Consider the following 12,345-nt stretch of genomic DNA (forward strand, 5'->3'; position numbering starts at 1 on the left):
GCGTCCGCCCGCTCCCGCTGGTGCGGCCCGTCCCTGCCGGCGTCCGCCCGCTCCCGCTGGTGCGGCCCGTCCCTGCCGGCGTCCGCCCGCTCCCGCTGGTGCGGCCCGTCCCTGCCGGCGTCCGCCCGCTCCCGCTGGTGCGGCCCGGGTATGCGGGTCCGCTGTGACCGGAGGCCGGGGCACGCTCTGGTGTGGGAGGGGGCCCGCGTGCTGCCGGGCGGTGCGTGGCGGGGTGGTCCGCCGGGGTGAAGTGGTTTCTGGCCCGGCTTGTTCCGTGAGCTGGTCACGATCCGTAGGCGCCAGGACCGACAGGTACTGCAGGACGGCAAGAAGTTCCGGTCTCGGCCCGCTGAGCATCGGGCCGAGTGGGCTACATAAGGCTCGGTGTCGGAGGGGTCCCGTAGCCTCGGCGGGTGACGATCAGCGATTACCTCGGTGTCACTGAACTCCCGGATCCCCAGGCGATGCTGCGCACCACCGACTGGGCCTTGCTCGGCACCGCCCGCTTGACGGGAGGGGAGTTCCTGTCCGCTGTCCTGGCCGGACTTGTCGTCCCGGATCCGAGAGTTCGAGGTGTCGCGCTCGACGAGCTGGAGCCGGTGCGGCATCAGAACAGCCTCTAGGAGGCCACCGTGCCCGTGGCCGTGTACGTCGCCGCGATCCTTGCTCGTCCTGCCGGCGACACGATTCACCCCGGGGTCGGGGAACGCGCCCCGTACGCCGCACGTGCGGCGCTCCTGGACTGGCTCGGGTCCCTCGCCTACGACGCCGGCGACGAGTGCGTCGCCATTGGCGAGCGCCACGGTTGGTCGCTCGACGAAGATCCGTACATGCGCGCCTTCCGCGATCTGCGACCGCTGTTCCACGACGCCGTCGCCCGTTTCTTGGACCGCGAGAGCACGGCCGTGCGCGATGCCGTCCTGGTTGCGGCCGTCTCCTTGGCCGAACACCCTGAACTCACCCGGCACCGTAGCGAGCTGGCCGGCCGCGCCCGCCATCTCCTCGTGACCAGCACCAGTCGCCACGACCGCAGCAACGCACTCCACACCCTGAAGGCACGGGGCCACGACACGACCGGCCTGGAGACCTCCGAGGATGTGTGCGCCTGCGAGCCCAGCCCGTCGACCGGCGGCTGCGCAGACGAGCCACCTTTCTGAGGACGACCGGCGGGGCCCTGGTCCTTCGCTGCGGACGGTCAGGCGGGGAGCACTCGCCTGGGTAGGAGGGCGAAGCCGGCACGCCCGGACATTTGTCGCTTCAGCATCTTGGTCCGGTTGACGGTGCCTTCGAGGGGACCGGAGTTCCACGCGGTGGTCAGTGCGGCGTGGACGGCGTCGTAGTCGCTGTTCAGGCCGGCGGCGAGGGTGCTGATCCCGGGCGGGCCCGGGGTCATGGCCTCGGTGATCCAGTCGGTGAGGCGTTCGCCTTCGAGGCGGGTGAGCATTTCGGCGAAGGAGGTGACCCGGCCGGCGGCTGTGTCCAGTTCGTGGCAGTGCGCGAGAAGCGCCTTGCGCTGGACTTCTTCGTCTGCGGTGAGCCCGGCGCGGTGGCGGGTCAGCCAGCCGGTGACCTGCCGGATCGAGGATGGCGGGGGCGGTGGCGGGGGCGGTGGGTTGTCCGGGGCGATGAGGGCCTGGCGCTTTCACTGGGCGAGGAGCGTCCGCCCGCCCCGGTAGCCCCGTGCGGTGATCTCCTTGAACAGCACGCGAATGGTGATCCTCCCGCCCGTCTCGTCCCACCGCTGGGCCAGGCAGGGCTTGAACGGGTCGAGCGTGCCCGGCCGGGGCGCCGGTCCTTCATCATGTCCTGCCGGCGTGCGGCGTGCGGCGTGCGCGTAGCGGCGGACGGTGTTGCGGCTTTGGCCGAGGTGGCGGGCGACCTCGCGCATGCTCATGCCGCACTCCAGCGGCTGATGCACCCGGGCGTGGTGGGCGGTGCGTCGGTCCGCCATGCGTGCGGCGGGGTCGGTCGGCTTCTCGGCCTCCTCCTCGATGTCGGTGCCGCTGTCGGTGGGGAGTGGCGTCTCCCCGTTGCGGTTCGGGCTCCGGCTCGATCAGGGGCAGGCTGTGCAGGCAGGCGCGGTGGTCGAGCACGGTGCGTTCGACGGCCTGGGTGAGGTTGTGCCACAGGTGGTAGCGGTCGGCGATCTGCCGCGCCTGGGGTGCTGCCGTGTCGGCGGCCTCCGCGTAGGCGCTGGCGCGGTCGCGGCAGATCACCTCGACCTGTGGATGGTCGGCCGGCCACGGGCCGGGGGTGGCCGCGTCGCGGTCCGGGAGGAGGTCAAGGACCCGGTGGGTGACGGCGTCGGTGATCACGGTGCCGTGGACGTGGCCGCGACGCAGGGCGAAGCCGTCCGCCCCGATCGCGGCCGGGGCACCGACGGGCAGGTCCGGTATCTCCATCACCCGCCGCGGCAGCGTGCTGCGGCTCCCACGCAGCCCCGGCAGCCGGACCAACCGTTCACCGGCCCGGCCGGCGAGCGCCGGCCCGATCGCGGTGACCGCCGAGCGCAGCCGCTCGGTGCTCTGCCCGTGCCGGCGCGTCAGGCCCTGGATCTGCTCGACGGACGTCCGCCGCGGACACGACCGATCCGGACAGGCGAACCGTCGTACCCGCAGCGCGGGCACGACCCGCCGTCCCGCGCTCGGCAGGTCGGCAGGGAACCTCAGGCAGGAGCCGTGCACGCGACTCGACCAAACGCCGCAGTCGGGGCAGTTGGCGTCGTCGGCGGTCGACCGTTCCTCCACCCGCACCACGGAGCCGATCGCCTCCACCCGGACAAGTGCCACCTCCGGCACTGACGGGAACAGCAACTCCTGGAACAGGGACCACGATTGCGTCACGGTCGCCGACTGTCAGCCACCCGGGACCCGAGCCAACGACTTTCAGTCGATCTACGAGGCCGGCAAGAGCCGGTGATCCGTCACGGACCGTCACTGGCGCACAACCTGGGCCAGAACCAGAAGCGGTTCTGGCTCAGCTTTGTCTGCGCCGTGAGGCGCCGTTGGTTCAGTGCTGGAGAGCGCAGTCATCCGCTGCCAGGTGCAGGTGCCGAAGGGTTTGCAGTTCGGCGGTGGGGAAGGCGTGCAGCTGCCACTTCCGGAGGTAGCCGTCCTCGCCGTGGGTTCGCCGCACCTTCTCGGCAGCCATCGCGACCGCATGCGCCAGGGAGGTGCGAGGACGTGTGGACGTCCACACGAGGGTGCCCTTCCCGTCCGGTACGTCGAAGCTGGCCGACATGTCCGGGAAGCGACGGATCGTGATGTGCACGTCACTGTTTTGGCGACGAAGAATCCACCGCGCCTCTGCCGGTTCGAGATCGAACGAGAACCGCTGGATGCCATGGGGGCCGTAAAGGCCCGACACGCCTTTCAGCAAGTCGGCGAGCGCGTTCGTACAGTAGCTGACGCTGTCCTGGTGCTTCGTCGAGCCGTCCCAGATCCTGCACCTCGCCCAGCCGGAGCCGCTCAGTTCCCAGCTGAAATGCAAGGACCTCGTCACTGAACCCCCCTGATCGTCTGCGGACAACGCTACAGCGGTGCCGGAGACGGGGGACGGCCGGGTACGCCACGCGACAGCCAGCTGGACCAGTGCGTCAGGCACTCCGAGGAACCCAACGAGCTCGATCACGGCATGCTGTCGCAGTGCTCTCGTTTCGCATGGGGCGGGCCTTGGCCTCGACTTGTCAGGGAGGCAACCCGGGCCCGCGACCACACGTTATCGACGACGCTGACCCGGTCTTCTCGGACACTCCGCCCAGACCCGCCCGGTCACCCGGCCAATGGCTCCCATGCCCGCCGAAGTGGCTCCCGAACTGACCGAAGAGCACCCGTCCCGGGCGAGTACACCACCGCCACGAACGGCCTGGACCCGGCTCCCGTTCACACCGAAGCAGTGGCGCTCATATAGCCCGACAAAATCAGCCGGGTGACTTCCCGTCGGCCGGCCGCGAGCGGGGACTGCGGACCGGTCACCGGCACGGCACCGCGATGCCTGCGGTCGAGGCGGACAACGGCTCCTTCGACCGGGGCGCGATCGCTTGCGCCGCTGTGAACCGTCGTCCCGGCCGTCCGGGCCGCGGCTCGTTTTTCGGGCGGTTCCGCGTGCTGCCCGAGAAGCCCGGCCGGTACTCGGCGCGGCCGTGTCACACGCGTCGGGCCACAGCCCCGTCCATCCCGCCGACGACGCCCCGAGGGCGCGGTGGGGCGGGCCCGCGGCCGTTTCCGTGGCCGGGACGCGGACGGCCGTGTCGGTCCCGGCTTTCCTGCGCCCGGGGGTGTCGGACACGGCCCGGGCCGCCCCGGTCCTGGTCCCGGCCGCAGCGGCGGGGCCCTTGCGTCGTCCGCGCAAGGCCCCTGGGCCTGGGGCCGTTGTCCGTGGGGGCGGCGCTTGGCCGCGCTTCGTAGGGATCCGTCGTGGCCGGATGCCGGAGAGCTCCTCGGCGCGGGAGCCGGCCCGCTCGCCGTTGCGCGGCCTGCCGCCGGGGTGGTCCGCCAGGCCGCGGGCAGTGTGTCGCCCCCGGAACGGAAAGGGGACCGTGACCCGCTGCTGTGCGCGGCGAGGGCGGCGTGCCGGCTGTGGGGGGTGCCCGGGCCCCGGCTGTGCCGGGCCCGCTCTCGCGGGTAGGCCCGGGCCCGGCCTGGCGGAAGGGGTGGGCCGGCGCGGTTCCCGGTCCGCCGCCACGGCGGCCGGGCCGTGCGCCGCCGTGGCGGGGGTCCTGGCCGGGGAGGGCGGGATGCGGGCGTTGGGTGCCTGTGGTGCGGGTGCGGGCCGCGCCTGCGGGGAGGGCGGGACGCGGGCGTGGGCGCGGGCGCGGGTGCGGGTGCGGGGTGCGGGGTCCGGGGTTACTGCGTGGTGGTGGCGGTGACGGTCCATGTCCCGGGCGGGGTGTCGTCCAGGCGCAGGTCGAAGGTGAAGGTGATGGGCCTGCGCTGGTGCGGGTCGCCGTGCAGGACCTGTTCGCTGCGGCGGTCGACTTCGTAGTAGACGCCCTGGGCGTCGACCGTGAGGCGGAAGACGATGGGGGTGCGGGACAGGAGCGAGGTGATCTTGACGGATGTGATGTCGGCCTGGCGCAGGACGGTGCGGCGGGCGGTGCGTACGGGGGTGAAGTCGAGGCTGCCGTCGTTCATGACCCATTCCTCGAGGAACCGTTCGACGGCGACTTCCAGGACCGCCCTGTCGAAGCGGGCGTCCAGGACGCTCAGGTCGCCGGCGGCGGTGTCGGCGTCGGTGGTCCACGAGATGTTGGTGAGCGACAGGATGTCGCCGGCCCCGGTGACCGAGGTCTTGCCGGCGACTTCGAGCACGGCCTGGCGGGCGACGTCCTTCTGGTCCCAGCCGTCCGTCTCGATGGCGGCGCTCAGGTGGTGGGCGCCTTCGGCGGCCTGTTCCAGCGACGACACGATCCACTCGCCGGCCGCGTTCTTGCGCAGGGTCCAGTACTCGACCGGGCGGGTCGAGCCGTCCTTGCGCACGCCCTGCCCGCCGTCGGCGCGCCGCACGTAGTCGTGGAGGGTCGCGGTGATCCGGAAGGTGACGGTGTCGTTCACCTCGCCCGCGCGGTTGGCGACGTCGACCAGCTCGACGACCGGGCCGGCGACGATCTCCACGACGTTGACCTCGCCACGCGCGGCGTAGTCCCGCAGTTCCTCGGCCCACTTGCCGTACAGCACCGGGGACAGGATCCGCTGCAGCGTGGCGAGGTCGTGCCCGGTCCAGGCGCGCTGGGCGCTCTCGTACAGCCACACGGCGCGCTGTTCGAGCGCGGCGCGATCGAAGGTCGCATCGGTGTCGGCGATGGCGTCCACGCGGGCCGAGACGTGGGCGGCGCGTTCGCGCGCCTGCGCGTCGGCGCGGTGGGCGGTGCGGTCGGAGACGGTGTTCAGGCCGTCCGCGAGCTTTGCCTTGCGGCGCCGGGACCACAGCCACAGGATCAGCAGGATCACGGCCACGATCACCAGCAGGGTGACGATCCCGCCGCCCCCGCCGCCGGCCCCGAAGCCGGTTCCGAAGCCGGTGCCGAAACCGCCGCCGCCCGACCCGTGGAAGCCGCTGCCGTGGCCGCCCCCGCCGCCGCTGCCCCCGCTGCTGCCGTGGCCGCCGCCGAAGCCGTGGCCGCCGCCCCCGCCGCGGGCGTAGGCGGCCGTCGGGCTGCTCAGCGCGACGGCTCCCGCGAGCACGCATATCCACCGGCGGACGCGCACCGGGCCCTCCCTCAACGAACCGAGATGTTCCGGCAAGCCTACAAGCCGGGGGTGTCCGGGAGGTGTGGCGGGCGGCGGGCGGTCCGGCAGGGGGGCGGCGGGTCTTCCGGGGCGGGCCGGCGGGTCTCCTGGGGCGGGCCTTCCGGGGCGGGGGCCTCGGGCCTGCATGACGTCCGGGCTCCCGTGCCCGCCCCGAACGCCGGGGCCGCTGGCCGCGGGCCGGCCGTGGGCCGGTCGTGGGTCGGTCGTGGGCTGGTCGTCGGCTCGCCGTGGGCTGGTCGTGGGCCGAGGCCGGGGTCTTTGAGGCGGGTTCCTGTCCGGGATCGCCGGTCGTCACCGGGTTGCGGGGACGTACGCCGGGGACGCCGGGGCTCTTTGCGACCGTGTGCCCGGCCTCCGGGGCCGGGCACACGGCCGCGGCGGGGCCCTGAGGGCTGCGCAGGGTGCTCGGGCGCAAGGCGCCGGCCGGGCGGGCGGGTGGTGCGCCCGTCGAGTGCGCCTGCCGTCGGCCACCGTCACGGTGCGCGGTGCGAAGAGCGGCCGGATCCGCAGGATCGTGCCGATGCGGGGCAGAGCATGCGGCGCGGTGGGCGGCGGTGGCCTCGCAGGGCGGTTCCCGCGTCATCCGCCCCGGTACTGCGGTCCGAAGCCCGATCCGCACCCGGCTCTCTCCAGGACGGCCCCGGGCACCCGGGCATGACGGCCCGTGAGGCCACCGGGCCGGGGGCGGGGCGGGAGCGGGCCTGCTGGTGGTGGCGGTGGGTGGTTGCCGGGTGTCCGCCGTGCGCCGGACAGCGGGGGAAGACCGGCCCGGTGATCCCGGTCTTCGTTCCCCGGGCCTCGGGGGCCGGGCCGGGCCGGTGAAGGCTCCGGGCCAGGCATGGGGCCGGGCGCGGGACCGGGCACGCGGGGCCTGACGCGCCCGGTCCGGCGGGGTGCCGGCGTCGTCAGGGTCCCGGGGACGCCTGGGCCGGGGCGGGCGGGGGTGTCTCGCCGCGGGCGGCGAGGCGCCGGTGGAGCAGGGTGCGCAGGCGGGCGGACGCACCGGGCAGGGCGCCGAGCCTGCGGACTTCGTCCGCTTCGAGTTCGCTGCGCCCGGCCAGGGCTGCGGCGGCGGCGTAGGGCCGCCGGCCTTGCGTGAGTTTGGCCGCGGTGGCGTCCAGGACGGCGTGCAGGACGGTGCGGTCCGCCGCGGGGTGCCCGGCCAGCAGGTGAAGGAGCCGGTTGTCGTTCCAGGGGCTGTGGCGGGCCGCGGCCAGTTCCAGCAGGGCCGCGGGCGGGGTGTTGGGGTTGGCAGCGAGCTCGTGCCAGACGAAGGGGTAGGGGCAGCGGGCGAGCCGGTGCAGGACGCGGCCGTCGTCGCAGGCGCGCGCCAGGTCGCGGTAGTGGGCGGGCGTGTGCATGCGGGGCGGCTCCTGGGTGTCGGCGCCTGGGGGGCCGTCATCCCTTCCGTCCGGGCGCGGGCGGGAGGGGATTGTCCGGCCGGGGGCGGTTGCGGGCGGGCGTCGGTGCGGCCGGGTGGCGGCGGCTGGTACACGGGGGCGGGGGCGGGGTCGGCCGGTGCCGGGTCGCAGGAGGGCGGTGGGGCCGTCGGGGGCGGTCACGGGCTCCAGGCCTCGTCGGCTTCTATGTGCCGCGGCCCCATCGCGTGTAGGCCCGTTCGATCTCGGTCAGGTACTGGGCCGCGTCGAAGCGGACTTCCTCGATGATGCGGTCCCGGGCGTCCGGGTACATCAGGCCGTCCCACACCACCGTCCGGCCCCGGAGCCGGATGCGGATGCCGACGGCCGGGGCGGCGTCGGGGCCCTGACCGTGCGTCGCGACGTGTACCTGCCGGGCTTGATCGGTCGGGTAGAGGGGGCCCGCGGGTCTGAGCAGCCGGCCCGGATGGCCGCCGGTGGCGCCGTCGTGGGTGCGCGCGATCAGGTCGAGGCCGTCGACGAAGAGATACGTGTGCACGGCGCTGCACGTGGGCGGCCCGGGGCAGGCCGTGATCAGCAGTGTGCCGACCGGGCCGTGCCCCTGACGGCCGGCCGGGCCGGCGCGCACCGGGCGCGGGGACCTACGCGGCATCGGCTCTCGGTGGCATCACGGAGCCGATGATAGGCGGCCGGTGGCCTGTGGGGCGGGTGCTTTTCCTGCCGGGGCACGGATCGTGGCCGCTGTCGCCCCGTGTGCCGCCGGCCCGCACGCGGGCGTAGCGGGCTTGCCCCCTGTTCCGGGCAGGAGCGCCGCCGAGTGCACGGCCTGGGCCCCGGGGGCAGGGCTTCCCGGCTGCGGACGGACGGTGACCGGGTCGGGTGACTCCGGGACCCTTCACGCAGTTCCCGGGCAGAGCAGAACTCGCAGAGCATCGTCAGGGTCTGTCACCGGTGGCGGTGGGCGGGTGGTGTTGCCCGGGGCCGGTCGGCCCCGGGCCGTTTCGGGGAGGAGGCCTGACGATCTGTCATGCCCTCCGCGGCCGCGACGGTTTTGGTGGCTGCGGTGGCGGGAACGGGGCTCGGTGTGGATCATGCCGGGTCCCGCGCATTGTCCCGCGTCCCGTCCCGTCCCGTCACGTCCCGTGGCTGTGCCCGGCCGACCTGTGGTGATGACGCTCTTTGGGTTTTCCCCCGGTGCTCCGGGGCCGGCCGAATCTGCTCGGTGGATCTCCCCGCCCGCACGGCCACTGGGGCTGGACGATGGCCTGATGTCCGCTCGGTAGGATGATCCGATGTTGCAGAATCCGTGGGAACGTCTGGGTCCCCGGCAGCCGTACGCGTTCCCTGAAGACCTGCCGTACCTCCTCGCCTTCAACGACGCGTTGCGCGAGCACCACAAGCCGCGTTACGGCCTGGACCTCTCCCTTCCGCCGGAGCCGTTCCTCGGCCCGCATGACGCACCTTTGGTCGTACTGCTGGCGAATCCCGGCAGGGACGACGACGACCCCGCCGCCTACGCCCGTCCCGGAGTGACCGAGAGGTCACTGGCGAATGCCGCATCACCGGCCGGCACCCCACACCACTTCCTGACACACGACGCCGGCGGCCATCCCGGAAGCACCTGGTGGCGCAGAAAACTCAAGGACCTGCTGTCGCTCGGCCACTCCTACGACGAGCTCGCCCATCGCGTGCTCGCCGTACAGCTGCACGGCTACCACTCCAGGCGATGGCGGCGTCTGCCGAAAGCCTTGCCGTCACAGCCGTTCGCGTTCGGCCTCGTTCGGCAGGCGATCGAGCGCAAGGCCGTGATCGTGATGGGCCGCTGTACAGCCGACTGGCACAGGGCCGTGCCCGAACTCGCCACGTACGAGCACGTGGCACGGCAGCGGTCCGTGCGCACTGCCACGGTGAGCAGGGGGAATCTCGACCCTTCGGACTTCGAGAAGGTGGCCGGGGCTCTCGCCGCGTAGCCGCAGGGCAGGACACCAGCGCACGAGTGGCCCCGCGAGCCCCGCCCGCCGAGCCTTCCTGCTCACGTCACGGGCCAACGAGCCGGGCACCCGGGAGCAGGGGAGTCGGAGGCCTGACGGCCTGCCGAGTTCCGCGGCTTCGCTGGTTGCGCTGGTTGCGGTGACGGGAGCCGGGTCTGGTGTGCAGCATGCCCGGGGCCGCCCCACCGGGGCCCGGGGCCGGGATGAGTCCCGGGGCCGGGATGATGGGGCGGGGTGTCCGGAAAAAGGGGGAGTGGTGCGGGTGGCGCTGGCGGGGAAGGGCTCGCGGGTGATCGTCGTCGGCGGGGACCGTTACCGCTGGACGGTGGCACCCGACGACGAGCCGGGGCTGGCCGTCGTGGTGGCGCACGCGCAGGGTGACGGGCAGCGCCTGGTGGTGTGGGTGGAGCACGGCGTGGTGATCGCGCCGGGACTGGTGGCCGGCCTGATCCGGGAGGCGCTGGTGCGCCACGGCTGGACACCCCGAAGCCGCCGGCGCCAGCTGACGCTGCGCAGCCCGGACGCGAACCCGGACCCCGCCCGCCCGGCCCTGGTGCCCTGGCCGCCCGCGCAGTGAACACGCCGCGCGGCCACCCGGCTGCTCCCGGCGGGCCGCGGCGGGTCGCGGCGCGGGGGAGTGGCGACGGCGCGTCGCCCGCCCCCCCGGCCGGGAAACCGGGTGCCGCCAGAGGAGCAGGCCGGCCGGGGCCGGGTGCGCGGGCGGGGCCGCACGACCGCGCCGCGGCCCCGGGCGGGCCGGCGGGCGCGGTGTCACCTGCGGTACGGGGGCGCGGTTTCGGCGGTGTGCCCGTGCCGGGGCACGGGCACGGCGGCCGGGTACGCGGACGGGTCGGGGTCGTGATCGGGGGGTGTCGCGGCGTGCGGTGCGGGCGTGGGTGAGCCGCAGGCGGCCAGCGGTGGGGTCCGGGCCCCGGACCGCGGGGCGCCGGGTGCGCGGGTGAGGGCAGTACCGCTGCGCCGCGGCCCCGGGCGGGCCGGCGGGCGCGGTGTCACCTGCGGTGCGGGGGCGCGGTTTCGGCGGTGTGCCTGTGCCGGGGCACGGCAGCAGGGTAGGCGGGCGGGGCCGGGGCGCGTACCGGGGCGTGATCGACGGGTGCCGGCGTCCCGGGCGGGGGCCCGCCCGGGACGCGGTGCCCGGGGCCCCGAATCGCGGGGTGAGGGCCGTACCGCTGCGCCGTGGCCCCGGGCCGGCGGGCGGGGTGTCACCTGTGGTGCGGGCAACGGGGTGTGGTGGTGCCTGTTGTGCGCGGGCGGGCCGGCGGGCGGGGTGTCACCTGCGGTGCGGGCAGCGGGTCGTGGTCGGCGGGTGTCGCGGCGTGCGGGTGCGGGCGTGGGCGAGCGCAGGCGGCGGGGGCCGGGGCCCCGGGGCGGTGCGGCGGCCGTGATGGGGTGCCGGGCCGGGCGGGGTGTCAGATGGCGGTGAGCCGTTCCACCAGCAGCTGTGTCCTGCGCGCGGTGTCCCCGGGTGGCAGGCGTGCGGCCCGGGCGAGGGTGGCCAGTCCGTGCAGGGCGGCCCAGAACACCTCGGTGAACAGCGCCGGGTGGGTGCCGTCGCCGGCCGCCTCGCCGAGGCTGTCCAGCAGTGCGGTGAAGGCGTCCTTCAGCGGCCCGGGGGTGTCCTCGCGCGCGAAGGCCAGGCCCGCGTCGAGGTGGAACAGGGCGTCGTAGAGCGCCGGGTTGCCCGCGGCGAAGCCGAGGTAGGCCCGGGCCACGGCACCGGCCCGCTCCCGCGGCCCGCCCGCGCTGCCGGCGGACGCGCTGCCGGCGGACGCGGTGGCGGCGGCCGCGGCCCGCACCGTCGCGGCCAGCTCGGCGGCGCCCTCCAGGGCGACCGCGCCGATGATCTCCCGCTTGCCGCGGAAGTGCCCGTACAGGACGGGCTGGCTGTAGCCGATGCGCTCGGCCAGGCGCCGGGTGGTCACCGCCTCCCAGCCCTGGCGCTCGGCGAGTTCACGGGCCGCCGCCACGATGAGGCGCTCGCGCTGCGCCCGTTCGCGCTGCTTGCGTTCCTGGACCGGCGTGACCGACATGACCCGACCCTAGCATCGCTAGACAATCGAGCGGCAGTAGTACTAGCGTTGCCTCATCGGCTAGCAGCACTAGATGCCTGGAGGGGTCATCATGCTCAGCGCACTGGAGGTCTTCACCACCGTGGTTGTCGGGGTGATGGTGGGGGTGGAGTTCTGCGTCGCCTTCTTCGTGAACCGGATCTTCGACGCGCTTCCCGGTGACGGCGGCCAGCTCGGCCGTGCGCACGGCGGGCGGATGCTCGGCGCGGTGATGCCCTTCTGGTACATCGCCTCGCTCGTCCTGGTCGTGCTGTGGGCGGTTGCCGGATGGCACCGCCACGGCGCCGCTCTCGTCGTCACCGCGGGCGCCCTGCTGGTCGTCAGCGTGCTCATGTCGGTCCTGCTGCTCGTCCCGATCAACAACCGGGGCAAGACGTGGACCCCCGAGAACCGGCCCGCGGACTGGAAGGAGCAGATGAAGCGCTGGGAGCGCTACCACTACGGCCGCGTCGCGGTGATCATCGCCGCCTTCGCCCTGCTGGCCGCCGCCCGCCCCTGAGCCCGCGCGACGAGCGGCGAGCGGCGAGCGGCTCCCGGCTCCGGTCCGGGCGGGGCCTTCGGCCCGGGACGCCGGAGCGCGCGGGGCAGGCCCGGCAGGGCGGCCCCCCGGGGGCGGAGCCGGGGGGCAGTGCGGGGC

12 protein-coding genes are annotated in these 12,345 nt (G+C 74.5%); 5 read left to right on the forward strand and 7 right to left on the reverse strand.

The genetic code is table 11. The features are described from left to right. Positions 1-413: 413 nt before the first annotated feature. The gene (locus ACFVU9_RS44265) at positions 414-623 is read left to right on the forward strand and encodes a hypothetical protein (RefSeq protein WP_387603537.1); all 210 of its coding nucleotides are present in this window, start codon (positions 414-416) and stop codon (positions 621-623) included. Between the two features lie 15 nt (positions 624-638). Then, positions 639-1,157 (forward strand): hypothetical protein, encoded by a 519-nt coding sequence (locus tag ACFVU9_RS44270; protein WP_387603540.1) that lies wholly within the window; start codon positions 639-641, stop codon positions 1,155-1,157. Positions 1,158-1,195: 38 nt separating this feature from the next. Here the strand turns inward: ACFVU9_RS44270 and ACFVU9_RS44275 are convergent, their stop codons facing one another. From ACFVU9_RS44275 to ACFVU9_RS44300, 6 genes are all read right to left on the reverse strand, one after another. Then, on the reverse strand, positions 1,196-1,627 hold the full coding sequence (locus tag ACFVU9_RS44275) for a transposase (protein WP_387603565.1): 432 nt from the start codon (positions 1,625-1,627) through the stop codon (positions 1,196-1,198). Positions 1,628-1,799: 172 nt separating this feature from the next. Next, positions 1,800-2,774 carry an ISL3 family transposase gene (locus ACFVU9_RS44280; RefSeq protein ID WP_387603542.1) on the reverse strand — a complete coding sequence of 325 codons (975 nt, stop codon included), beginning with the start codon at positions 2,772-2,774 and terminating at the stop codon, positions 1,800-1,802. Positions 2,775-3,009: 235 nt separating this feature from the next. Then, on the reverse strand, positions 3,010-3,501 hold the full coding sequence (locus ACFVU9_RS44285) for a hypothetical protein (RefSeq protein ID WP_387603545.1): 492 nt from the start codon (positions 3,499-3,501) through the stop codon (positions 3,010-3,012). A gap of 1,343 nt (positions 3,502-4,844) precedes the next feature. Continuing rightward, entirely contained in the window at positions 4,845-6,206 is a 1,362-nt protein-coding gene (locus tag ACFVU9_RS44290; protein WP_387603548.1) for a Tim44-like domain-containing protein, read from the reverse strand. 947 nt (positions 6,207-7,153) lie between these two features. Further along, positions 7,154-7,609 carry a hypothetical protein gene (locus tag ACFVU9_RS44295; RefSeq protein ID WP_387603550.1) on the reverse strand — a complete coding sequence of 152 codons (456 nt, stop codon included), beginning with the start codon at positions 7,607-7,609 and terminating at the stop codon, positions 7,154-7,156. Positions 7,610-7,832: 223 nt separating this feature from the next. Continuing rightward, positions 7,833-8,279, reverse strand: coding sequence for a hypothetical protein (locus ACFVU9_RS44300; protein ID WP_387603553.1), 447 nt, complete (start codon positions 8,277-8,279; stop codon positions 7,833-7,835). A 640-nt stretch (positions 8,280-8,919) separates the two neighbouring features. On the opposite strand from ACFVU9_RS44300, the gene ACFVU9_RS44305 reads away from it, so the two are divergent. Together ACFVU9_RS44305 and ACFVU9_RS44310 are read left to right on the forward strand one after the other, a co-directional pair. Further along, positions 8,920-9,597, forward strand: coding sequence for a hypothetical protein (locus tag ACFVU9_RS44305; protein ID WP_387603556.1), 678 nt, complete (start codon positions 8,920-8,922; stop codon positions 9,595-9,597). Positions 9,598-9,880: 283 nt separating this feature from the next. Further along, the gene (locus ACFVU9_RS44310) at positions 9,881-10,195 is read left to right on the forward strand and encodes a hypothetical protein (RefSeq protein ID WP_387603559.1); all 315 of its coding nucleotides are present in this window, start codon (positions 9,881-9,883) and stop codon (positions 10,193-10,195) included. An 853-nt stretch (positions 10,196-11,048) separates the two neighbouring features. Here ACFVU9_RS44310 and ACFVU9_RS44315 read toward each other — a convergent pair. After that, positions 11,049-11,669 carry a TetR/AcrR family transcriptional regulator gene (locus ACFVU9_RS44315; RefSeq protein ID WP_387603562.1) on the reverse strand — a complete coding sequence of 207 codons (621 nt, stop codon included), beginning with the start codon at positions 11,667-11,669 and terminating at the stop codon, positions 11,049-11,051. A 91-nt stretch (positions 11,670-11,760) separates the two neighbouring features. On the opposite strand from ACFVU9_RS44315, the gene ACFVU9_RS44320 reads away from it, so the two are divergent. Further along, on the forward strand, positions 11,761-12,207 hold the full coding sequence (locus ACFVU9_RS44320; protein WP_380445194.1) for an anthrone oxygenase family protein: 447 nt from the start codon (positions 11,761-11,763) through the stop codon (positions 12,205-12,207). Positions 12,208-12,345 lie beyond the last annotated feature (138 nt).

This window comes from Kitasatospora sp. NPDC057936 (assembly GCF_042887525.1).
Taxonomy (GTDB): Bacteria; Actinomycetota; Actinomycetes; order Streptomycetales; family Streptomycetaceae; genus Kitasatospora.